The organism is Mycolicibacter virginiensis, from assembly GCF_022374935.2.
GTDB lineage: Bacteria > Actinomycetota > Actinomycetes > Mycobacteriales > Mycobacteriaceae > Mycobacterium > Mycobacterium virginiense.
Genome location: NZ_CP092430.2, coordinates 2475144 through 2498839, shown reverse-complemented (window position 1 = coordinate 2498839; position 23696 = coordinate 2475144). Strand labels below are relative to the sequence as shown.

Genomic DNA, 23696 nt, shown 5'->3' with positions numbered 1-23696 from the left:
CACGTTCGCCACTCCCGCCGGGTACGCACAAATACAGTTTTACTACCTATTTATCTGTAGCCGCGACCGCGAATAGTCGTTAACAGTCGGTAATGGTAATTAACAAATGGAGCCGAGGCCCGAAGAATGGCGAAGCCGCCCCATCGATCGGCATGCGCCGCCCTTCCGAAATAGCGGTTAACAAAGAGGCGTTGAGCTGGGGATTGAGGCCTTCTTGCGTGCCTCCTGCGCCATCCAGCGAAAATATCGATTAACAAAATGGGACTTGCCTAAGCGTCAATTAAAGTCGATATAGTGACCCGCGTGACGGGAGAGCAAGCGAGGATCATCAGCCAACGCGTCGACGTCCAAGCCGCTGCCATCTACGCCCGTATTTCCGCAGATATGGAGCGGATGAATTACCGCCATAGCGAGGCCCATGACAAGGAGCTCTCCGAGCTGCACACCTTGATCCGCCGCAGCGAGACGCGGATCGCCGCGCTCGGCGATCAGGTCGACAAGTCCCGGTACGAGCTCGCCACCACCTCGGCGCAGTACACCGAACTGGCCCGGGCAATCCCCGGCGATATCGCCGACCTCAGTGATCAGTTGACGTCGATCTTGTCTTCGGCCACGGCCGAAGCCGATCGAATCCGCACCAACGCGCATGACCACGCCGCCGAGATCATCGCCGAAGCGCAGAAGGAACACGACGCGGCGGTCGCGTTGCGCGCCAACCTCGAAGAACAGACCAGCCAACTGCACGCCGGCCTGGCACTGCTGCGTCAGCAGGCGCGTCAGGATGCCGCCGACATCGTGCGCGACGCCGAGAGTGCAGCCGAGGAACTGCTGGCCCAAGTCCGGCTTGACATCGAAGCGCAGCAGGCAGCGGCACAGGCCAAGTTGCAGGAACTCGTGGCGGTGCGCGCGATGATCACCGAACAACTGCGCGACTTCTACGCCAAGGTCAATGAGCTGGAGCAGTCCGCGGAGCCAATCGACAAGGCCCGCACCGTAACCGTGACCTCGCGCCGGGTTAACAGCCCCGATGAAGGCGAGGACTGGGATGTCCTATTCCAGCAGCGTCCTTCGACGAAGCGGCTCGAACGGCCGGCCCTCGACCCCCAATCCTCCGACGAAACACACCTCAACTAGGAGCCCCGGTGAGCACAGCAATTTCTCTATTCGAGCCGCAATTGCCCAACTTCACGACGCAGCTGCGCGGCCTCGACCGTGGCCAGGTGCTGGAGTACATCCAGAACCTGCACCAGGAGCTCGAATCTCTCAAGCAGCGCGTCCCGGCACTCGAAGACCAGCTTGCCGATGCCCGGCGCGATCTCACCAACACCGACGATGATCGGACCCGGCTGCGCAGTGAGATTGATGCGCTGCGCGGTGACATCGCCCGGTTGTCCGGTCCGATCGATTCCGTCGAGGGGATGTCCGATCGAATCGCACGGATGATGCGGGTGGCCTCCGATGAGGCCCGGCGCACCAAGGCAATGGCTCAGGAGGAAGCCGAGGCGCTCACTCGCGACCTGCGCGACGAGCTTGAGGCAGCTCGCCAGGATCGCGCCGCGGCCAGTGCCGCTTTGGCTGAGCTTCAGGAATCGACGTCGCAACGTCGCGAGCAGATCCTTACCGACGCCAAGGCCGAGGCCGAGGAGCTGCTGCGCGCCGCGCAGGCCGAATGCGCCCGGCTGATCAGCGAAACCGAGGAGACCGAGCGTGCCCGCCGCGAGGCCGCGCAGCGACTCGCCGAGGAAGACGAGCGGCGCCGGCGCGAAAGCGAACGCGAGCAGGCCAAGCAGGTCAGTGCGGCGTGGGAACAGGCGCAGATCCAGATCGCCAACATGGAAAAGGACAGCCGCCTCAACGCCGCAGCCCTGATCGCCAGCGCGGAGCGTGAAGCCAAGCTCATCCTGGAGCGCACCGATGCCGAAGTCATGCAGTTGATTCACGTCCGCGGTGACGTCGTCGGCGCGCTCAGCGAGATCCAGAGCCGAATCGAGTCAGCCATCCGTCGCGACCGGATGAGCGTGGTGAAGCGAACCGGGGATTCCGAGCAGGCCTAGCCGGCTGGTTTTCGGAGGCGGGCGCCGACCGACCGCCGCTAGCGCGATGGCGGGAACCTGCTTCGCCCGACTTCGCCGCGCGAGCAGTTCCCGCTAAGCCGACGAGCGCGCCCGCAGCACCTCCAGCGCCTTGTCGGCGTGGGTGTCCATCGAGAATTCGCTGGCGATCACGTCCAGCACGGTGCGATCGGTGTCGATGACGAATGTGGTCCGCTTCACCGGGATGAGCTTGCCCAGCATGCCGCGCTTAACGCCGAACTGGGCGGCGACCGTGCCGTCGGTGTCGGACAGCAGGGGGTAGTCGAAGCCCTGCTGGTCGGCGAACTTGGCCTGTTTGGCCACCGCGTCGGCGCTGATGCCGACCCGAGTGGCCCCAACGGCGGCGAACTCGCCGGCCAGGTCGCGGAAGTGGCAGGCTTCCTTGGTGCACCCCGGCGTCATAGCGGCCGGGTAGAAGAACAGCACCACCGGCCCGTCGGCCAGCAGATCGCTGAGTTTGCGCGGCGCCCCGGTTTGGTCGGGGAGCTCGAAGTCGGCCACGGTGTCACCGGTTTTCATGGCGGCCAGGCTACTCCGGCTGCGCCTGCGGCGGCGGCGATAGTGGTGGGCGGGTCTGCGCCCGGCTCCGGCGCGCTTGCGATCGCCAGTGCTGAATCTGGCGACCCGCTGCGCCCGGCTCCGCCGCGCTTGCGATCGCCAGTGCTGAATCTGGCGACCCGCTGCGCCCGGCTCCGCCGCGCTTGCGATCGCCAGTGCTGAATCTGGCGACCCGCTGCGCCCGGCTCCGCCGCGCTTGCGATCGCCAGTGCTGATTCTGACGACCCGCCAATATCTGGGAAGATGGGCGCGTGCAAACCACGAGCACTTCAAGGGCCGGCGTCACATCCCGGGCGGACTTCCGGGCGCTGGCGGCTGAGCACCGCGTGGTCCCGGTGACCCGCAAGGTGCTGGCCGACGCCGAGACACCGCTGTCGGCATACCGCAAGCTGGCCGCCAACCGGCCCGGCACCTTCCTGCTGGAGTCGGCCGAGAACGGCCGGTCGTGGTCGCGGTGGTCGTTCATCGGCGCCGGCACGACCTCGGCGCTGACGGTGCGAGACGGCAATGCCGTGTGGCTGGGTGCAGCACCGCAGGATGCACCCACCGGCGGGGACCCGTTGCAGGCCCTGCGCGACACGCTGACGCTGCTGGAGACGGCCGCCATCCCCGGCCTGCCGCCACTGTCGAGCGGCCTGGTGGGTTTCTTCACCTACGACCTGGTGCGCCGCCTGGAGCGCTTGCCCGAGCTGGCCGTCGATGACTTGCAGCTGCCCGACATGCTGCTGCTGCTGGCCACCGACATGGCCGCCGTCGACCACCACGAGGGCACCATCACGCTGATCGCCAACGCGGTCAACTGGAACGGCACCGATGAGCGCGTCGATGAGGCCTACGACGACGCGATCGCCCGCCTCGATGTGATGGCCGCAGCGCTGAGTCAGCCGCTGGAGTCCAGCGTCGCCACCTTCGATCGGCCGGACCCGGTCTACCGCGGTCAGCGCACCCCCGAGGAGTATGGGGCGATCGTCGAGCAGCTGGTCGGCGAGATCGAGGCCGGTGAAGCGTTTCAGGTGGTTCCGTCCCAGCGTTTCGAGATGACCACGCCGGCAGACCCCCTCGACGTCTACCGGATGCTGCGGGTGTCCAATCCGAGCCCGTACATGTATCTGCTGCAGGTGCCCGACGACGACGGGGGACTGGCCTTTTCGATCGTCGGCTCCAGTCCCGAGGCGCTGGTGACCGTGCAGGACGGCCGCGCCACCACCCACCCGATCGCCGGCACCCGGTGGCGCGGGGCAACCGAGGACGAAGACCAGCTGCTGGCCAAGGACCTGTTGAACGACGAGAAGGAACTCGCCGAGCACCTGATGCTGGTCGACCTGGGCCGCAACGACCTGGGCCGGGTGTGTGTTCCGGGGACCGTGCGGGTCTCCGACTACAGCCACATCGAGCGCTACAGCCACGTCATGCACCTGGTGTCCACCGTCACCGGAGAGCTCGCCGAGGACCGGACCGCGCTGGACGCCGTGACGGCGTGCTTCCCGGCGGGCACCTTGTCCGGGGCGCCCAAAGTGCGCGCGATGGAGCTGATAGAGGAGGTCGAGAAGACCCGGCGCGGCCTCTACGGCGGCGTCGTCGGCTACCTGGACTTCGCCGGCAACGCCGACTTCGCGATCGCGATCCGCACGGCGTTGATGCGCGCCGGCACCGCCTACGTCCAGGCCGGTGGCGGAGTGGTCGCCGACTCCAACGGCCCTTACGAATACACCGAGGCATCCAACAAGGCCCGGGCCGTGCTGGCCGCGATCGCCGCCGCCGAGACCCTGTCGGCGCCCGGAACCGATGGCTGACGGTCGCGAACGCCACGACACCCGCGCGCTCCGCGGGGCGCAACTGCTGCTGGTAGCGGCCGCCGGAGGTCTGTGGGGCGCTGCGCGGCTGCCGTGGGTCCTGATCCACTCGTTCGACGGGCTCGGGCAGCCCAAGGAGATCAGCCTGACCGGCGCGTCCTGGTCGACGGCGCTGGTGCCCCTGGCGTTGCTGTGCCTGGCGGCCGCCGTCGCCGCGATGGCGGTGCGCGGGTGGCAGCTGCGGGTGCTGGCGGTGGTGTTGGCCACGGTAAGCCTGGCGTGCGGTTATCTGGCCACCAGCATGTGGGCGGCCCGCGACATCACCCTGCGGGCCCTAGACATCGCCGAGATTCCGCTGACGTCGCTGCTGGGCACCGAGCGCCGTCTCACCGGCGCCGTGTTGAGCCTGGTCGCGGCCCTGGGTGTGCTGGTTGCGGCGGTGCTGTTGATGCGCGTCGCCGCACACAGCGCCGGCCGGGTCACCAAGTATTCGGCGCCTGCGGAGCGCCGGGCGGCTGCGCGTGACGTAGAGGCAGACAAGCGGGCCGACCCGGATGGGCAGTTGTCTGAACGCATGATGTGGGACGCGCTCGACGAGGGCCGGGACCCCACCGGGGATCCGGATAACCGGGAAACCAACCCAGACGGCTAGGCGTACTTGACGGGCCGGTGACACCGCGGGCAGCGACGGTCGTTACCCTTCGATAAAGGTCTTCGACGAAGGTCCATTGGACGCGGGAGAGGAAGCGGCAGTCATGACTTCGGCATCCGTGCTCGACTCCATCATCGAGGGAGTCTGCGCCGACCTTGCCGCCCGAGAGGCCCTCGTCCCGCTCGCGGAAGTCAAGGCAGCGGCCGAGGCCATGCCTCCGCCACGCGACGTGATGGCCGCACTGCGGGAGCCGGGCATCGCCGTCATCGCCGAGGTGAAGCGCGCGAGCCCCTCCAAGGGCCAGCTGGCGCCCATCGCCGACCCGGCGGAGCTGGCCAGCTCTTACGCCGACGGCGGGGCCCGTGCGATCAGCGTGCTCACCGAGCAGCGCCGGTTCAACGGCTCGTTGGCCGACCTGGACGCAGTGCGTGCCGCGGTGTCGGTTCCGGTGCTGCGCAAGGACTTCATCGTGCGGCCGTACCAGATTCACGAGGCCCGCGCCCACGGCGCGGACATGCTGCTGCTGATCGTGGCGGCGCTTGAGCAGCAGGCACTGGAGTCGATGCTGGACCGCACCGAGTCGCTCGGCATGACCGCACTGGTCGAGGTGCACACCGAAGAAGAGGCCGACCGGGCATTGACCGCCGGCGCCAAGGTGATCGGCGTCAACGCGCGTGACCTGACCACGCTGGAGGTCGACCGCGACTGCTTCGCGCGGATCGCACCCGGGCTGCCCACCGAGGTGGTCAAGATCGCCGAGTCCGGGGTGCGCGGCACCGCGGACCTGCTGGCCTACGCCGGTGCCGGGGCAGACGCTGTCCTGGTCGGCGAGGGACTGGTCACCAGTGGCGACCCGCGGGCGGCCGTTGCCGATTTGGTCAGTGCGGGTAAGCATCCGTCCTGCCCGAAGTCGGCTCGCTAAATGTCAGACACCTCGCATCCGAGCCTTCCGCGTGCCAGCGCCGGAGTGGCTGAGCCGACCGCACACGACCCCGATGCCCGCGGGCACTTCGGTGTCTACGGAGGCCGCTACGTCGCCGAAGCGCTGATGGCGGTCATCGAAGAGGTCACCGCCGCCTACGACAAGGTGCGCAACGACCCGGCGTTCTTGGACACCCTCGATGACCTGCAGACGCACTACACCGGCCGGCCCTCGCCGCTGTATGAAGCCGAGCGTCTGACCGCGCACGCCGGCGGGGCCCGCATCTTCCTCAAGCGAGAAGACCTGAACCACACCGGTTCTCACAAGATCAACAACGTGCTCGGTCAAGCCCTGCTGGCGCGACACATGGGCAAGACCCGGGTGATCGCCGAGACCGGCGCCGGTCAGCACGGGGTGGCCACCGCCACCGCGTGCGCGTTGCTCGGCCTGGAATGCGTGATCTACATGGGTGCCGTCGACACTCGCCGTCAAGCGCTCAACGTGGCACGGATGCGACTGCTGGGCGCCGAGGTGGTCTCGGTCGAATCCGGTTCGCAGACCCTCAAGGACGCCATCAACGAAGCCTTCCGGGACTGGGTCACCAACGCCGACCGCACCTATTACTGCTTCGGCACCGCGGCCGGGCCGCACCCGTTCCCGACCATGGTGCGCGACTTCCAGCGGATCGTCGGACTGGAGACGCGCGTTCAGATCCAACAGATGGCCGGTCGTCTGCCCGACGCCGTGGTGGCGTGTGTGGGCGGCGGGTCGAACGCCATCGGCATCTTCCACGCCTTCCTCGACGATCCCGCGGTCCGACTGGTCGGGTTCGAAGCCGGCGGCGACGGCGTCGACACCGGCCGGCACGCCGCGACATTCGCCGGTGGGACACCGGGCGCTTTCCAGGGATCGTTCTCCTACCTGCTGCAGGACGAGGACGGTCAGACCATCGAGTCGCACTCGATCTCGGCCGGGCTGGATTACCCGGGTGTGGGCCCCGAGCACGCCTGGCTGCGTGAGACCGGCCGCGCCGAATACCGGCCGATCACCGACACCGAGGCGATGGATGCGTTCGGAATCCTCTGCCGCACTGAGGGAATCATTCCGGCAATCGAATCAGCACACGCGGTGGCCGGAGCGCTCAAGCTGGCGACGGAGTTGGGTCCCGGCAAGGTCATCGTGGTCAACGTGTCCGGGCGCGGCGACAAAGACGTGGAGACCGCCGCCAAGTGGTTCGGTCTGTTCGACGAGGCAGGAGATGGGTCGTGAGCGACCACGCCGGTGACCGGCTGGCCCCGCTGTTCGCTGCGTGCCGAGCCGAGGGCCGCGCCGCGCTGATCGGCTATCTGCCGACCGGCTACCCGGACGTGCCGGGCTCCATCGCCGCGTTGACCGCCCTCGTCGAATCCGGTTGTGACCTCATCGAAGTCGGCGTGCCCTATTCCGATCCCGGAATGGACGGCCCGACCATCGCACGCGCCACCGAGACCGCCCTGCAGGGCGGGGTGCGGGTGCGCGACACACTGACCGCAGTGGAGGCCATCACCAAAGCCGGCGGACGGGCCGTGGTGATGACGTACTGGAACCCGGTGCTGCGTTACGGCGTCGACGCGTTCGCTCGGGACCTGGCGTCAGCCGGTGGGTTGGGTCTGATCACCCCGGACCTGATCGTCGACGAGGCAGATGACTGGCTGGCCGCCTCCGAACAGCATGCGCTGGATCGGATCTTCCTGGTGGCGCCTTCCTCGACGCCGCAGCGACTGTCCGAAACCGTCAAAGCGACCAGCGGATTCGTCTACGCCGCCTCCACTATGGGTGTCACCGGCGCCCGCAACACGGTGTCCAACGCGGCGCCGGAGCTGGTGGCCAGGGTTCGCGAGGTCTCTGATATCCCCGTCGGCGTGGGACTGGGCGTGCGCTCGGGCGCACAGGCCGCTGAGATCGGTGCCTACACCGACGGTGTCATCGTCGGTTCGGCGCTCGTCACCGCACTCGCCGATGGTCTGGCCGAGTTGCGAGCGTTGACGCAAGAGCTGGCTTCTGGTGTGCGTCAAAAGGTTTCCACCCAATGACGTTGGATTGGCTGACCTACTTTCCCAGTCCTGCTCGCGGTGTCTGGCACCTCGGACCGGTGCCGATCCGGGCCTACGCCCTGTGCATCATCATCGGCATCATCATCGCCCTGCTGCTTGGTGATCGCCGGTGGCGGGCCCGCGGCGGCGAACCGGGCGTCATCTATGACATCGCGCTGTGGGCGGTGCCGTTTGGGCTGATCGGCGGTCGGCTCTATCACCTGATGACCGATTGGCGTACCTACTTCGGCGAGGGTGGCGTCGGATGGGAAGCGACGCCGCGGATCTGGGACGGCGGTCTGGGGATCTGGGGCGCGGTGGCGCTCGGTGGGGTCGGCGCGTGGATAGGTTGTCGACGCCACGGGATCTCCCTGCCGGCGTTCGGCGATGCCGTCGCCCCCGGGATCGTGTTGGCACAGGCCATCGGACGCATCGGCAACTACTTCAATCAGGAGCTCTACGGCCGGGAGACAACGCTGCCGTGGGGCCTGGAGATCTTCTGGCGCGAAGACGCCGCCGGGGTCCGCGACCCGCACCTGCTCGACGGGATATCGACGGGCGAGCTCTACAAGATCGTGCAGCCCACGTTCTTGTACGAATTGTTGTGGAACCTAGTGGTGTTCCTCGTGCTGATCTACGCCGACCGACGGTTCCGGATGGGGCACGGACGACTGTTCGCGCTCTACGTCGCCGGCTACTGCATCGGCCGGTTCGGTATTGAGCTGCTCCGTGACGATGCGGCGACCCATATTGCCGGTATCCGGGTCAACTCGTTCACCTCGACGTTCGTCTTCATCGGGGCGGTGGTGTACATCCTGCTCGCAACCAAGGGGCGAGAAGATCCCGAAGCCATCCGTCGAGCGTGGCAACCCGAGGAGACCACCGACCAGGACGCTGCAGCAGAGGCGGATTCCGAAGCCGAGCCGGACGAAGAGCACGAAGGGTCCGACGACAAAGAGCTGGTGGCGGCCGGCGTCGCCAACGGCGTCGGATCAGTGGTTCGGGTGCCGAAAAGGCTTACCGGCGACGCTGACTCGGCCGAGGCCGACTCCGATGACGGCGCCGACGAACAACCCGAGACGTCCGATGAGGAAGAGCCGGACGCGGTGGTCGCCGAGTCGGAAGCCGAGGACGCCGACGAGGCTGATGAGGAAACCCCCGAAGAGGCCGTCGCGGCCGACGTGGACACCGAGGCCGGCGGCGACGAGGGGCCAGCCGAGGCCGAGCCGACTGACGAGGCCGAGGACTCCGCGGAGCCGGAGGCCGCCCAGGTGGACGCCGCAGCGGAGGAGTCGGCCGAGCCCGAAGCGACGACGGATGCCGACGAAGACGAGGCAGTTGATACCGAGCCGGACAGCGACGTCACAGCGGAATCCGACGACTCAGACGACACCGAACACCCCGACGATCCCTTTGACGAGGTGGCCGACGAACCCGAAGCCGTCGAAGCCGATTCGGACGACTCCGACGAACCGACCGACCCAGACGAGTCGGACGAATCCGAAGAACCGGACGCCTCGGACGAGGCTGACCCGCACTGACAGCGAGCCAGACGCCGTACCCGGTATTTCTGGCATGCTGCAGACATGACCGTACCGTCGTGGCCCCCACCGGGGCCGCAGGGCGGGGGACAGCCCTACCCGCCACCGCCGGGCCATCCGGGGCCTTACCCGGGCTACCCGGACGTGTGGGCGCCCTACGGCCGGCATCCGAGGACCGGCCAGCCCTATTCGCCGAAGTCGAAAGTCACCGCCGCACTGTTGCAGCTGTTGGGGTTCTTCGGCTTCCTCGGATTCGGTCGCATATATCTGGGCCAAACCGGGCTGGGCCTGGTCCAGCTGTTGATCGGTGTGTTGGCCACCATCACGACCTACGGGCTGGGCATCGTCGTACCGTTCGTCTGGGGTGTCATCGACGCGATTCTGATGCTCAGCGGACGGGTGCACGACAAGCAGGGTCGACCGCTGCGCGACAGCACCTGATCAACCGCCGCACCCGTGCGTCACACGGTTTTTCGTTGGCGGCAACCATTCCTGAGGGAGCCGGCTCAGCCGGTCCGACTATGCTGGCGCCGTGAATAGACGCGGAAAGATCGTCTGCACTCTTGGTCCCGTGACTCACTCCGCGGAGATGGTCCGGGCACTAGTCGACGCGGGCATGGACGTGGCCCGCCTGAACTTCAGCCACGGTGATCACAAGGACCACCAGGCGTCCTACGAGTGGGTGCGTGCCGCCTCGGATGCGACCGGGCGGGCAGTCGGCGTGCTGGCCGACCTGCAGGGCCCCAAGATCCGGTTGGGGCGTTTCGCCGACGGCCCCGTCTACTGGGCCAACGGTGAGACGGTGCGGATCACCGTCGAAGACTGCCCCGGCGACCACGACCGGGTGTCGACCACCTACAAGCAGCTGGCCGCTGATGCAGCTCCGGGTGACCGGGTGCTGGTCGACGACGGCAAGGTCGGTCTGGTGGTGGAGCACATCGACGGTGACGACGTGGTCTGCACGGTCACCGAGGGCGGTCCGGTCAGCAACCACAAGGGCATTTCGCTGCCCGGGATGAACGTCTCCGCGCCGGCACTGTCGGAGAAGGACATCGAGGACCTGGAGTTCGCCCTGGAGCTCGGCGTCGACATCGTGGCGCTCTCGTTCGTCCGCTCGCCGTCGGACGTGGAACTGGTGCACGAGGTGATGGACCGGGTCGGCCGTCGCGTCCCCGTGGTCGCCAAGATGGAGAAGCCGGAGGCCATCGAGAATCTCGAGGCCGTGGTCCTGGCCTTCGACGCGGTCATGGTGGCCCGCGGTGACCTGGGCGTGGAACTGGCCCTCGAAGAGGTGCCGCTGGTGCAGAAGCGCGTCATCCAGGTGGCACGCGAGAACGCCCGGCCGGTGATCGTGGCGACCCAGATGCTGGAGTCGATGATCGAGAACTTCCGGCCCACTCGGGCGGAGGCCTCCGACGTGGCCAACGCGGTGCTCGACGGCGCCGACGCGGTGATGCTGTCGGGGGAGACCGCGGTGGGCAAGCACGCCCTGGACGCCGTGCGCACCATGAGCCGGATCATCTGCGCGGTGGAGCAGAACTCCACGGCGGCACCGCCGTTGACGCACGTGCCGCGCACCAAGCGGGGCGTGATCTCATTCGCGGCACGCGAAATCGGTGAACGGCTGGATGCCAAGGCATTGGTGGCGTTCACCCAATCGGGTGACACCGTGCGACGGCTGGCCCGGTTGCACACCCCGCTGCCGTTGTTGGCGTTCACCGCGCTGCCCGAGATTCGCAGCCAGTTGGCGATGACCTGGGGGACCGAGACTTTCATCGTCCCGCAGGCACACACCACCGACGGGATGATCCGCCAGGTGGACAAGGCGCTGCTCGATCTGGGGCGTTACGAGCGCGGTGATCTGATGGTGATCGTCGCGGGCGCCCCGCCGGGAACCGAGGGCTCGACCAACATGATCCACGTGCACCGTCTCGGGGAGGACGACATCTAGTGCCGGCCGAGCCGAACACGGATCTCGAGGAGCTGCTGGCGGTACTGGATCTCAAGAGTGTCGACGACGACGTCTTCGTCGGATCGCACCCGAGCAAGACCCCGTTGCGCACCTTCGGCGGTCAATTGATGGCCCAGTCGTTCGTCGCCGCCAGCCGTACCGTCGCCGACCACCTGCCACCCGGTGCGCTGTCGGTCCACTTCATCAACGGTGGTGATCCCGCCCGCGACATCGAATTCCGGGTGCACCGACTGCGCGACGAACGCCGGTTCGCCAATCGCCGCGTCGACGCGCTGCAGGGTGACACCTTGATCGCCACGTCGATGGTCTCCTACCTCTCCGGGGGGAGCGGCCTGGAGCACAGCGTCGAGGCGCCCACGGTCGTCGAGCCCGAGTCGTTGCCACGGCTGCGCGAACTGCTCACCGGTTACGAGGAAGTCGTCCCGGGTTTCGTCAAGGCGCCGCACCCGATCGAGTGGCGCTACACCAACGACCCGGCCTGGGTGATGCGCGACAAGGGCGGCAAACTGGGCCACAACCGGGTCTGGGTCAAGGCCGACGGGGCGATCCCCGAGGACCCGGTGCTGCACACCGCGATGATGGTCTATTCGTCGGACACCACGGTGCTCGACTCGATCATCACCACACATGGGCTGTCATGGGGCTTCGACCGGATCTTCGCGGCGAGCGCCAACCACACATTGTGGTTTCACCGGCCGATCCGGTTCGACGACTGGGTGCTGTATGCGACGTCGTCACCGGTGGCGGCGGACTCCCGCGGGCTGGGCACCGGTCACTTCTTCGACCGATCCGGACACCTGCTGGCCACCGTCACACAAGAAGGCGTGCTGAAGTACTTCCCGAGCTCGAAGCGCTAGGCCGATGGCGAGAACCTGCTTCGCCCGGCTTCGCCGCGCTGGCAGTTCCCGCTAGGCCGGCATCAGCGCGGAGTCCGATTCCTCCTGCACCATCGGCGCGTCGGCACCGCTGCCGAAGGTGTTCTCGAAGTGCTCGCGGAATCGTTCGGTGCACTGCTGCTGGGCGTCGGTGTCGGAACCGGCCTTACTCATGCACGCCACGTAGTCGCCGGCGCCGGCGGTCCGCCAAATGCCGACGTAGACGAAGATGCAGCCGATACCGGCGATCACCGCCAGCGCACCCAAGACGATCCCGGCGAGTGCGACACCGCCGTTGTCGGCTTCGCCGCGCTTGGCCCGGCCGCGGCCGATGAGTCCGAGGACGATGGCCGCCAGGCCCAGTCCGACGCCACCGATCACCGACAACGCGGTCACGATGCCGGCGATCGCAACGATCAGGGCCGCGATGCCCGCACCGTTCCGTAGCACTGGGGGCGCCGCAGGTGGCGGATAGCCGGGGTACTGCCCGGGCACCGGATACGGGTAACCCGGCGGCGGCGGGGGATAGCTGGGACCGGGCGACGGCCAGGATTGCTGAGACTCAGGCGACAGCGAGGGCATGCCGGACTCGGGCATTGAGCAGACTCCAGATCAGAGCTTCAGTCAGTGTCAAAACAGGTCAGAACCCAAGGGTACCCGCGACTGGGCAAACAGGCCGCGGGCCGTCGGTCGCCGCTACCCGGCCGACAACGCGGCAGCGACTTTGTGGGATGCGCTCCGAATCTTGAGCGCGGTGACGATCTCGACGATTCCGATCACGATCAGCCAGCTGCCGACGACCACCGCCAGCACCCACAGCGAGGCGAACGGCGACGCCAGCGTCACCAGACCGGCCAGCAGACTGACCACGCCCATGAAGATCTGCCAGCCGCGGCCCGGCAGCGCCGGGTCGCTGATGGCCGCCACGGCGGTCGCCACCCCGCGGAAGATGAAGCCGACCGCGACCCAGATGGCCAGCAGCAACACCGCCAGGGCTTCTTCGTCGGAGTTGAAGTGCCGGAAACACAGGACCGCCAGAATCACCGACGCGGTGCCGCTGAGGAACAGCAATACCCGTCCGCCGGCGGACATGACGGGCAGGCTGAACGCGAAGATCAACTGCGCGATTCCGGTGACGACCAGATACACACCGAACAGCACGGCCGCGGCGATGACCGACCGGCCCGGCCACACCAAGACCAGCACGCCCAAGACGAGGGCCAAGACACCAGACACCAGTGTCGACTTCCACAGATTCGGCAGCAGGCTCGAAACCGATGTTTCCATGGCCGAAGTCTGGCACAGATGCGGCGTTTCGGCCGGGTATTGGCCGCCTCAGCGGCCCGAGATGATCTGCGTGGTCTGCCGCGCGTAGACCTCGGCGAGGAACTGCTCGACGGCTACCGCGGTATGCGCAGCCCGGGGCGAGCCGAAGATGTCGAAAGCGTGCTGCGCCAAAGGCAACTCGGCATAGACCACCGGACTCGTGCTGACTTCGCGTAGCCGGCCGGCAAATGCGCGGCCCTGCTCCACGGGCACCAACGAATCATTGGTTCCGTGCAGCACGAAAAAGGGTGGGGCATCGGCAGACAGATATGTCATCGGGGAGGCGTCGCGGTAGGTGTCGGGGAAGCGCCGCCGGCTCTGCTTGAACACATAGGCCCCCAATGCCGGGGTCAGCAACGGGTGCAATCCGGTCTCGCCGGTGAAGTCGTAGATCCCGTAGAACGGCACCGCCGCTCGCACGCTGGTATCGGCGTCGGCGAAACCCGGCTGGAAACGCGGATCGTTTGCGGTCAGCGCTGTCAGGGCGCACAGATGGCCACCTGCCGAGCCACCGGTCACCGCGACCCAATCCGGGTCGCCGCCGTAGTCGGCGATGTGGGCTTTGGCCCAGGCCAAGGCCCGTTTGACGTCGATGATGTGGTCGGGCCAGGTGGAGCGTGGGCTCAGCCGGTAGTTGATCGACACACACACCCAACCGCGCTCGACCAGGTGGGCCATCAGCGGATGTGCTTGGCCGCGTTTGCTTCCCACCATCCAGGCGCCGCCGGGGATCTGCAGCAGGACCGGCGCGCGACCGTCACGGGGCAGGTCGCGATGCCGCCACACATCGAGGGTGTTGCGGCCGCCGTATTCGCCGTAGGGGATGTCGGAGTCGGTGGCGTAGTCCTGGTAGACCCGCATCATGCGAACCACGCCGGGCGCCTTGGCAATCTCCGCGTCCGGCCCCGGCCGCTTCCACAGGTCCCGGCTTTCGGTGCGTCGTCCCGCACCGAGTTCGGCGTCCAGCGCCGCAGTCAACGGCTTATTGGCCATCCGCCCGGCATAGTTCAGCCCCAACAGGCCCAGCCACGAGAGCGCCGAGAGTAGCCAGCTGGTCCGCCGAGCCCGCGGTGACAGCCGCCGGCTCACCGCCGCCAACGCCGCGGATTGTCCGGCGATGAGCTGCAACGGCAGCTCCGAGGCGAACAGGCCGAACGCGAATGCGTACAGCGACGGATAGCCGCGCTTGGTCAGCGGGCGATACCCGTTGACGGTGGTGGCCAGACCGGCCAGCGAACCGAGCACGGCCAAAAGCCTTCGCATTGCGCTCCTCAGCGTTGTGGGACGACCTGGTTCGGCACCCTACCGAAACCGGCCGAACCACCCGGTCTATGCGGGTCAGCCCGCTGGGGTCGCCGACAGGGAGCGGGGCGCCGGACCGTGCGCGGCCGGGGAGCGGGCATTGACCAGGAACCAGGTGCGCATGATGCCCTTGCCTTTGACGTCGACGTCGCCGCGCTCCTCGAACACGAAGTCATCGTTGAGGCGTTCGTGGACTGCTTGCGGCACCTGGATGCGATCCTGGGCGCCGGTCGACTCCATCCGGGAGGCGAGGTTCACCGCGTCGCCCCACACGTCGTAGAAGAACCGGCGGTTGCCGACGACTCCGGCCACCACCGGGCCGGTCGCCAGGCCGATCCGCAGCGACACCGGCCGGCCCAGCGGGTCGCGTAGGTCGGCGACGGTTGCGGCGATGTCGAGCGCCAGACGCGCCAGCGCATGCAGGTGATCGGGTCTCGGATCGGGCACACCGCTGACCACCATGTAGGAGTCACCGCTGGTCTTGATCTTCTCCAGGCCGTGTTGATCCACGAGCCGGTCCAGGTCGCTGTAGAGCTCGTTGAGGAATCCGACCAGCTGGCCCGGGTCGGTCTGGCTGGCCCGACGGGTGAAGTCGGCGATGTCGGCGAACAGCACCGAGGCATCGGTGTAGCTGTCGGCGATCACGTCCACCGCCGGGTTCTTCAGTCTGTCGGCGACTGCCGTCGGCAAGATGTTGGCCAGCAGGGCCTCAGACCGCTCGTACTCGGCCTCCATCGCCGCTTCGGCGTGGGAGATCTCGCGCAGCGCGAACCAGACCGTGGCAACCACCATGAAGCAGGCCGACACGACCACCAGCACGTAGGACAGGTTGTGCAGCCATTCCGGTTGGTGCAGGTTGTCTGCCGGAACCAGGAACTGCAGGGCGATCGTCAGCGCCGCACCGATGCCGGCCACGATGGCGGCCAGCTTGATCCGGTCCACGCCCAAAATCAGCACGCTGATCGACGCCGAGGCCAGGAAATAGAACTGGATCCCTGATCCGGTGCCCACCACCCAGCAGACGATCGCGGTCGTCGAGTAGGCGATGGCGACGAAGGTCAGCGGTGCGATGAGCTCGCCATAGTGATACAGCAGCGGGGTCAGGGCCAGCGCGACCGCGGCGACGAGATTGATCGCTCCGATCCACCAGTAGGCGGGGTCAACCCAGATCTCCAGCAGTCCCCAGCCCGCACTGATCAGCGCCGCGAGCCCGGCGGACAGCTTGAGGATCCGCAGCCGTTGCGACAGCCGGGCCGCGTAATGGCGGGTGCGGGCCGGTATGCAGTGTGTGCGCCGGTAGGGGCTGGAAGCCTCGGCCGGCACCGCGAGGAACCGCTTGACGGACACAAGCGACAGCCTAATCCGCTGAGCTGGGCCGTTGGTGGTTTCACCAGGTCGGGGGCCTACGTCTAAGGTCTGCGCTCATGGTGATCCGTTCCGTCGCACTCTTCGTGTTGGCTGCCATCGCCGAGATCGGCGGGGCCTGGCTGGTGTGGCAGGGCGTGCGGGAGCACCGTGGCCTACTGTGGGCCGGCGCCGGGGTGATCGCCCTGGGGCTCTATGGCTTCGTGGCCACCTTGCAGCCCGACGCCCAGTTCGGCCGGATCCTGGCCGCCTACGGCGGGGTGTTCGTCGCCGGCTCGCTGGCGTGGGGCATGGCGTTCGACGGTTTCCGGCCCGACCGTGCAGACGTCCTGGGTGCGCTGATCTGTCTGATCGGCGTCGGCGTGATCATGTATTCGCCGCGCTGACGCGCCTCAGCCGACGGGTTCGATCCCCGCCTTTGAGATGACGAACCCGCGTCCCGACGAGTCCACGGTGCATGTCACGCCAGTGGCGTCCGATTGGCAGGTGAACGGTCCGGCGCCGGCGCTCTGGCCGAACGGGAGGATCGGTTGATCGAACGGGGGATTGGACAAGCAGTTAACGCCGTCACGGCAAATCGACAACTCTCCATCGGTGTCCATCGATACATGCTGCGGCGGATTTACCGACATGCAGTAAGCCGAATCGGGCAGTTCGCCACGCCGGTAGTTGATCTCGCAGTTGAACCCGGCCCGCGTCCCGAAAAACGGCACAAACGGCAGATGGCACGATTCGCAATCGTCATAGCTGGGCTCGCGCGCAAGCTCCTGCAGCGGGTCGCGTTGCATGAGGTTGCCGCCGACTCCGCCGTCATGGCCGGTTGACGCATCGTCGTATTGCCCGCGCGCCTTGGCCGGCACGTGTGTGGTGTCGTGCGTTTTGGTCGAGGTCCACACCAGAAAGCCGGCCGACACGCCCAGCAGCAGCACCAGCACACCCAGCACGGATTTCCTCAATGGCCCTCCTCGGCTGCCCAGTCGCGGCGTGCCCGAGTTTAGGTTCGGCGGTGTCGGTAGGGGCGACAATGGCGAATCGTTCGGGGCTCGTGGCCAGGAGCCGTCCGTGAGCAAAGCGCGCGCTATAGCAAATCGAGATGCGCGGTTGCGCTGTTCAGACAGGCGGCGTCGACGTGACGTTTGTGGTGGCCTCGGTGAGATTCGAACTCATCCCGGAGCACTGGTCGAGCGTCCGCTCAGCTCCTGCTGGACTAGATCGCGCGCCGGCTACGCGACCCAAAGGACAACGAACGGCTGAGCTGACCCGTCGGGTCTGCGCGACGACGGAACCCGCAGCGAGCAAACCCACGTCGGGCCCGTTGGTGTCGCAGACGCACAACCGCTCCTCCGTACACTGAGCACATGCCGATGCCGGGCGGGCTCTCCGACAAGCTGGGCAATCGTTTTGAGGACCGCTGGACCGCCCGGTACGTGTTCGACGTGCTCGACGACGTGGCCGAGGCGATCGACCTCGAGCCGTCGGGACCCGGCGACGACGGAGTCGAGTTCGTGTTGCGGTACTCCGACCGCGATGTCTACCACCAGTGCAAGCGGCAACGCACCCGCGAAGGTGTGTGGAATCTGACGGCACTCGAGTCTGCCGGGGTGCTCAGCACGTTCTTCACAAAGTTGCGCGACCCTCGGGCCCAGTGCGTTTTCGCGTCCACCCACGCCACCGACGCGCTCGGTGAGTTGGCCGACCGGGCCCGCCTCGCGGCGTCGGCGGAGCAGTTCGTCGACGTCTACCTGAAGGCGCCTGAATGGAGGGCCAAGTTCGACAAGCTGTGCAAGCTCTGGGGCGACCCTGGTGCTGAAGTCGCGTTCAGCGCGCTGCGCCGCATTGAAGTCGCCACGATCGGCGACGACCAACTGAAGGCGATGGTTCGGTTGCAAGCCGAAGTGGCGTTGACCGGCGACCTCGACCACGTGGTCGCGGTGATGACCGAGCTTGTGCGCGATCACGCCGGCGAGTACCTGACCGCCGCAGACCTGTGGCGTGAGTTACGCGGCAAGCGCTACGAACCGAATTTGTGGCGCAGGGGACACGGCCTGGCGGTCAAAGTCGACGCCGCCAACTCCCGCTTCCGCGCCTCGCGAGAGCAGACCTTGATCGGCGGTCAACTGATCGTGCGTACCGAAGCTCAGCAGCTTCGCGAACTCGTCGAATCGCACCGTATCGTGCTCGTCGACGGCGCCGCAGGTACCGGGAAGAGCGACGTACTCCTGCAATTCATGCGGGATTTGGAGGATGACCGCATTCCCCACCTGGCACTTCGTCTCGACCGGGTGAGCCCCACGCGCCGCCCCGGCGACGTCGGCGACGAACTAGACCTTCCTGCATCGCCGGTGGTGACGCTCGCCGCCCACGCGAAGAGCGCATTGAGCGTGCTCGTTGTCGACCAGCTCGATATCGTCAGCGCCACATCGGGACGCAGCCCCCAGTTCCTTGACTGTGTCCAGCAGATGATCACCGAAGCCGCCGCGACGCCGAATCTACGAATTGTGCTGTCGTGTCGTACCTTCGACAGGACTAATGACGCCCGGCTACGCCGGGTGGTGGCGGCCGGCGAAGCCACGGTGCTGACCGTCGGCACGTTCACCGAATCCCAGGTGCTGGCCACGACCGCGGCCCTCGGATTCGACGGCGACCGGTTGAGCCGAGCGCATAAGGAGATCCTGGCTCTCCCACTCCACCTGGCCCTGCTTGCTGAGATTGCACCGACCTTGCTGGCGCAGTCATCCGAACTGAGCATCGCGAACGCCAACGACCTGTTCCGCGCGTTCTGGGACGCAAAGCGAGATGAGATACACCAACGGCTCGGCCGTCCTCCGGCGTGGACCCAGGTGCTCGACGTCTTAGTCGACTACATGAGCGGCCACCAGCTGTTGCGCGCTCCGGTAGATATCGCCGACGAATGGCGGCCCGACCTGACCGAGCTGATCTCGAGCCGCGTGCTCAACCGCGACGGCGACCACGTCGCGTTCTTCCACGAGAGCTTCTTCGACTACGTGTTCGCGCGACGATTCTGTGCTCGCGGCTACACGATCGGGGACCTCCTCGCCGACGACCAGGATCTGTTCCGGCGCGCACAGGTCCGACAAGTGCTCGCGTACAACCGCGATCGGACCGACGAGTACCTCTCGGATCTGAAATACCTGCTCACTGATGCTGGCGTCCGATTCCACTTGCGCGACGTCGTGCTCGCCTGGCTGTCGCAAGTGGCCCCGAACGCAGCCGAAGTAGAACTACTTCGCCCGCACCTGGACGATCCGTCGTCGCCGCTGCACAGCCGTGCTTGGCGCACGGCTGCGGCGCCCGCCTGGTTCGCCGATCTTGACGGACTCGGCTACTTCGAAACCTCTTTGAATAGCGATGACCCCGTGCTAATCCGCCGGGCGCTCACAGCGCTGGTCGGCGGCAACGGACGGTTCCTCGACCGAGCCTTGCAGCTGTTGACGCCACGTCTGGACGAATCCGATTCCTGGACACCGCATGTAATTTGGGTACTGGCGCACGCGGACCTCGCCACGCATCGCGCCGCCTTCGAGTTGTTGCTTCGGCTCGTCGATTCGGGAGCGCTGGCCGCCGAGGTCTACACGGGTGAACTGCGTTACCCAACGCTTAGTCTGGCCACCGACAATCCGCACCGGGCCAACGAACTACTGGGCCACTACCTCGCGCAGCGCATGGTGGCGGCGACCGCCGCCGGCCTGCCCAGTCCGCTCGAGCCTGGTGCCAACCTCATCCCGAACCGGCTGGCACTTGGCGACTACGTCCGCACTGCTGCGACCGCGTCCGCGTCGTTCCTCGACCATGTATGGCCAACTTTCCTGCGCCTGGTCGAGGCGTCCCTGCTCGATCAACGGGAGGGCCGGTTGAGGCCGGATCGGATCTGGGCGTTTCGGCACCTACAGGGCGGATCGGACAGCTTCGTCGATGAGCTCCTCGGGGGCGCCGAAGTCGCCTTTGCCACCTGCGCTCGTGATGACCCGGGCCGGTTCGCCGCCGTGGTCGACCAAGTCTGGGCGACGAAATCGGAGACGATCGTGGCAGTCCTCTTCGAGGGTTTCGCTGCCAACCCGCAGCACTTCGCCGACGACGCCGTCCACGCATTGACCGCCCACACTGATTGGTTGGACGTTGGCTGGTCCAACGGTCAGGCGTGGGGCACAAGGAGGCTGCTTGAAGCGGTTACCCCCCACGCCGGGGACCACGCGCTGGCAGAACTTGAGTCGGCACTGCTCGCGTGCTATCCGCCTTACGAGCGCACCGCGCGAGGCCGTTACGGGCATGGGTTCACGCAGTTCACCCTGCTGGGCGGCGTCGCCGTTGAACGCCGCACGCCCGCGATGGAGCAGCGGCTTGCCGAGTGGCAGCGCAAGTTCGGCTGCGACGACGCGCCGGTACCGAGCGGCATTAACGGGGGCTTCGTTCGATCGCCCATCGTTGCCGAAGCTGCTGAAAGGATGTCGGACGCGCAGTGGCGCGGCGCCATCGAGCGCTATGCGGCGGACGAAGACATCCAGTTTCGCGGAGACGGTCCTCCCATCGGCGGAATAAGGCAACTCGCCAGTCAACTCGAGACCAATGCCCAGGCCGACCCGCAGCGGTTCGCCCGTCTGGCCATCGAATTGCCCGACGCCACCGACACCCGGTACTTCACCTCGATCCTTCGCGGAGTGGCCAACAGTGCCGACTGGCTGTCGACCGAGCTGATCGAGGCACTGATACAGCGGTGCCACCGGCTCCCAAATCGTCCGTGCGGGATGGACATCGCACGTCCCCTGCTGCATGCGGAGGGGCCAGTCTCTAAAGTGATGGCCGAGCTGATTGCGTGGTACGCCAACCACCCGGATCCGGCCAACGACTCAGCGCTCCCGCAGGCCGACACGATCGACGAGTCGCTGCTGTATCAAGGCCTCAACTCGGTGCGCGGCGCCATCACCGAAGTCATCACCCATTTGATCGCCCGCGACCCGCGCAACGTCGCCCCGCTCGCACCGGCCGTAGCGAGGCTCGTCGGTGACGGTAACCCCGGGGTGCGTGCCTTGGCGGCGCAGATCCTGCTCGTTTGGTCGCGGTGGGACCCCAACGCGGCGCTCGATGCCTTAGATCGCCTCACCGAAGATGGCCCCGACCACTTGCTAGCCACCCGCTACGTCCAACAACTGGTCCAGTCCCGGATCGAGGTGGACTTCGCGCGCCTGCGGTCCCTTGTGGAGCGGATGATGTATTCCGAGCTCGAAGAGGTGCAACAGCACGGGGCTGCGCTGGCGACCTCGGCCGCGCTGGTCGACGACGACGCAACCGCACTCGCCGCGACTTGCCTCGAAGGTGCGGAGCCACAGAGGCTTGGCGCGGCGCGGGTGTATGCCGCGAACCTCGCGACCTCGCCGTTTCGTGACCAGTGTGCAGCAGCACTGACAAGGCTGTTCGACGACACTTCCCAAGCGGTTCGCGACGCCGCGGCCGAGGTCGTGGGCACCTTCTCCGGAACCCAGCTGAACGATTTCGCCGACGTCGTTGTATGCCTAGTCGAGAGCCGGGCCGCGGCAAAGCGTTGGAATGAGCTCCTCGAGGCGCAAGCCGAGGCCACGAGCGCCGCAACGGATCTCGCGCTGGTGATCTGCGAGCGTGCGCTTGCCTCCTTCGCTTCCGATTCGGGATCACCGCACTACCGCCGCGACGACCTGCTCGTCCAGATTCTGATGCGGATCCACACCGACGCCACCGGCGCTGTACGGTCGCGTGCCCTTGACCTCATCGATGATTCTTTGCGTCAGGAGATCTGGGCAGCTGAACGCGCGCTCATACTTCACGATCGCGGCTGGCAATGATCATGCGAGTCGCGTACGCGAGTGACGAACTATGGACCCTCCGACGCCTCAGTCGTGGCGTCCGCGAGTCGGACACATACAGCGGCCCGGAACCGTGACGAGCTGAAAGCGCATCAAGTTGGACGTCTCATACCCGGTCGCGATCGAAGCGCCAGACGCCAGTGCCAACGACCCGGCCGTATGCCGCAAGGTGTGGAAGGCGTGGGGAGTCAGGGCCGGTCAACCCGAGCTTTTCGACAGCCTTGTCGAACGTGATCCGGAAGCACCTGACCGTCATAGCGCCGCCGTCGGGGCCGAGAAACACAGGCTCGTCCGGGCCGTCGCTCGTCACAGTTCCTCGAGACGTTCCGCCGTCAAGATAGGCACCGGGCGGCGCTGCTGAGCTTTGGTCTCGCCCTCAACGCCGGTACAGGGCTCGTCGCTCCTACGACGGGGCTGGTGCCACCGATTCTCTACGCGAGCGCGATCCCTTGAGCTGCGCTTTTGCAAGACAACATTCTAGGGCCCCGCTGACTGAGTGCGATCTGTCGCGTTGGGCTTTTGATCGCTCTGAACTGCCTATTCGTGGTGCCCTCGGTGAGATTCGAACTCACACTGCACGGGTTTTGAATCCGTTTCCTCTGCCAGTTGGGATACGAGGGCCCTGCGCTGACGCGCGGCTTCCTACCTTAGACGATGCCCCTCGGGGTTGCCCCAGCCGGCAGCCACGACAGAATAGGGGGATGACCGAGCCCACGTCCGACAGCAGCCCACGCCCAGCCCGGCGGGTGCTGATCGCCGAGGATGAAGCGCTGATCCGGCTGGATCTCGCCGAGATGCTGCGCGAAGAAGGCTATGAAGTGGTGGGCGAGGCCGGCGACGGCCAAGAAGCCGTCGAGCTGGCCGAACTGCTGCGCCCGGACCTGGTGATCCTCGACGTGAAGATGCCGCGCCGCGACGGCATCGACGCAGCCTCGGAGATCGCCGCCAAGCGGATCGCACCGATCGTCATCCTGACCGCGTTCAGCCAGCGCGACCTGGTCGAACGCGCCCGGGACGCGGGGGCGATGGCCTACCTGGTCAAGCCGTTCACCGCCGGTGACCTGGTCCCGGCCATCGAATTGGCGCTCAGCCGGGCCGACGAGATCACCGCCTTGGAGCGCGAGGTCAGCAACCTGACCGACCAGCTGGAAACCCGCAAGCTCGTGGAGCGGGCCAAGGGCGTGCTGCAGACCGTGCACGGCTTCACCGAACCCGAGGCCTTCAAGTGGATTCAGCGCGCGGCCATGGATAAGCGGACCACCATGCGCCAGGTCGCCGAAGTGGTGCTGGAAAACGTCGAGGCCCCGGTCAACCCACCGGCCTGACCGCCACGCCACCAGCGGCGCTGAGCCCCGTTGCGCTGGTTCAAC

20 protein-coding genes and 1 tRNA gene are annotated in these 23696 nt (G+C 66.8%); 14 read left to right on the top strand and 7 right to left on the bottom strand.

The annotated features are described in order from the left end of the window. Positions 1-303: 303 nt before the first annotated feature. Positions 304-1134 carry a coiled-coil domain-containing protein gene (locus MJO54_RS12055; RefSeq protein WP_131810436.1) on the top strand — a complete coding sequence of 277 codons (831 nt, stop codon included), beginning with the start codon at positions 304-306 and terminating at the stop codon, positions 1132-1134. An 8-nt stretch (positions 1135-1142) separates the two neighbouring features. Then, positions 1143-2054 (top strand): coiled-coil domain-containing protein, encoded by a 912-nt coding sequence (locus tag MJO54_RS12050; protein ID WP_131810435.1) that lies wholly within the window; start codon positions 1143-1145, stop codon positions 2052-2054. 93 nt (positions 2055-2147) lie between these two features. Here MJO54_RS12050 and MJO54_RS12045 read toward each other — a convergent pair whose 3' ends face one another. After that, positions 2148-2612: a peroxiredoxin gene (locus MJO54_RS12045; protein ID WP_046286265.1), complete on the bottom strand. Its 465-nt coding sequence runs from the start codon at positions 2610-2612 to the stop codon at positions 2148-2150. Positions 2613-2902: 290 nt separating this feature from the next. Between MJO54_RS12045 and MJO54_RS12040 the strand changes: the two genes are divergently transcribed. From MJO54_RS12040 to MJO54_RS12000, 9 genes are all read left to right on the top strand, one after another. Next, positions 2903-4444, top strand: a complete 1542-nt coding sequence (locus MJO54_RS12040) for an anthranilate synthase component I (RefSeq protein WP_064890675.1) — start codon at positions 2903-2905, stop codon at positions 4442-4444. After that, complete coding sequence (locus MJO54_RS12035; RefSeq protein ID WP_240174972.1) at positions 4437-5096, top strand: TIGR02234 family membrane protein; 660 nt, start codon at positions 4437-4439, stop codon at positions 5094-5096. The genes MJO54_RS12040 and MJO54_RS12035 overlap by 8 nt, the downstream gene beginning before the upstream one ends. A gap of 103 nt (positions 5097-5199) precedes the next feature. Beyond that, complete coding sequence (gene trpC / locus MJO54_RS12030; RefSeq protein ID WP_046286467.1) at positions 5200-6018, top strand: indole-3-glycerol phosphate synthase TrpC; 819 nt, start codon at positions 5200-5202, stop codon at positions 6016-6018. Next, positions 6019-7287, top strand: coding sequence for a tryptophan synthase subunit beta (gene trpB, locus MJO54_RS12025; RefSeq protein WP_046286466.1), 1269 nt, complete (start codon positions 6019-6021; stop codon positions 7285-7287). Next, entirely contained in the window at positions 7284-8090 is an 807-nt protein-coding gene (trpA, locus tag MJO54_RS12020; protein ID WP_105295517.1) for a tryptophan synthase subunit alpha, read from the top strand. The genes trpB and trpA overlap by 4 nt, the downstream gene beginning before the upstream one ends. Then, positions 8087-9631 carry a prolipoprotein diacylglyceryl transferase gene (gene lgt, locus MJO54_RS12015; RefSeq protein WP_240175936.1) on the top strand — a complete coding sequence of 515 codons (1545 nt, stop codon included), beginning with the start codon at positions 8087-8089 and terminating at the stop codon, positions 9629-9631. Before trpA ends, lgt begins: the two co-directional genes overlap by 4 nt. 45 nt (positions 9632-9676) lie before the next feature. After that, positions 9677-10072 (top strand): NINE protein, encoded by a 396-nt coding sequence (locus MJO54_RS12010; RefSeq protein WP_046286463.1) that lies wholly within the window; start codon positions 9677-9679, stop codon positions 10070-10072. Between the two features lie 91 nt (positions 10073-10163). Next, entirely contained in the window at positions 10164-11582 is a 1419-nt protein-coding gene (gene pyk, locus MJO54_RS12005) for a pyruvate kinase (protein ID WP_046286462.1), read from the top strand. Further along, entirely contained in the window at positions 11582-12460 is an 879-nt protein-coding gene (locus MJO54_RS12000) for an acyl-CoA thioesterase II (RefSeq protein ID WP_240175935.1), read from the top strand. The genes pyk and MJO54_RS12000 overlap by 1 nt, the downstream gene beginning before the upstream one ends. A 51-nt stretch (positions 12461-12511) precedes the next feature. On the opposite strand, the gene MJO54_RS11995 is transcribed toward MJO54_RS12000, so the two are convergent. The 4 genes from MJO54_RS11995 to MJO54_RS11980 all read right to left on the bottom strand — a co-directional run bounded on the left by MJO54_RS11995 (position 12512) and on the right by MJO54_RS11980 (position 16453). After that, on the bottom strand, positions 12512-13075 hold the full coding sequence (locus tag MJO54_RS11995) for a DUF4190 domain-containing protein (protein ID WP_046286460.1): 564 nt from the start codon (positions 13073-13075) through the stop codon (positions 12512-12514). 99 nt (positions 13076-13174) lie between these two features. Beyond that, positions 13175-13783, bottom strand: a complete 609-nt coding sequence (locus tag MJO54_RS11990) for an HdeD family acid-resistance protein (RefSeq protein WP_064888243.1) — start codon at positions 13781-13783, stop codon at positions 13175-13177. A 30-nt stretch (positions 13784-13813) separates the two neighbouring features. Then, on the bottom strand, positions 13814-15067 hold the full coding sequence (locus MJO54_RS11985; protein WP_240175934.1) for an alpha/beta hydrolase: 1254 nt from the start codon (positions 15065-15067) through the stop codon (positions 13814-13816). 75 nt (positions 15068-15142) lie between these two features. Beyond that, a complete protein-coding gene (locus tag MJO54_RS11980; RefSeq protein WP_064888247.1) occupies positions 15143-16453 on the bottom strand; it encodes an adenylate/guanylate cyclase domain-containing protein in 1311 nt (436 codons plus the stop codon). A 77-nt stretch (positions 16454-16530) separates the two neighbouring features. Between MJO54_RS11980 and MJO54_RS11975 the strand changes: the two genes are divergently transcribed. Beyond that, complete coding sequence (locus MJO54_RS11975; protein WP_046284053.1) at positions 16531-16857, top strand: YnfA family protein; 327 nt, start codon at positions 16531-16533, stop codon at positions 16855-16857. A 6-nt stretch (positions 16858-16863) separates the two neighbouring features. On the opposite strand, the gene MJO54_RS11970 is transcribed toward MJO54_RS11975, so the two are convergent. Then, the gene (locus MJO54_RS11970; RefSeq protein ID WP_240175933.1) at positions 16864-17415 is read right to left on the bottom strand and encodes a hypothetical protein; all 552 of its coding nucleotides are present in this window, start codon (positions 17413-17415) and stop codon (positions 16864-16866) included. A gap of 744 nt (positions 17416-18159) precedes the next feature. Here MJO54_RS11970 and MJO54_RS11965 point away from each other — a divergent pair. After that, positions 18160-22305, top strand: coding sequence for a hypothetical protein (locus MJO54_RS11965; protein ID WP_240175932.1), 4146 nt, complete (start codon positions 18160-18162; stop codon positions 22303-22305). Between the two features lie 565 nt (positions 22306-22870). Here MJO54_RS11965 and MJO54_RS11960 read toward each other — a convergent pair. Then, positions 22871-22947, bottom strand: a tRNA-Leu gene (locus MJO54_RS11960). A gap of 80 nt (positions 22948-23027) precedes the next feature. Between MJO54_RS11960 and MJO54_RS11955 the strand changes: the two genes are divergently transcribed. Further along, positions 23028-23651 carry a two-component system response regulator PdtaR gene (locus MJO54_RS11955; RefSeq protein WP_046284051.1) on the top strand — a complete coding sequence of 208 codons (624 nt, stop codon included), beginning with the start codon at positions 23028-23030 and terminating at the stop codon, positions 23649-23651. Positions 23652-23696: the final 45 nt, after the last annotated feature.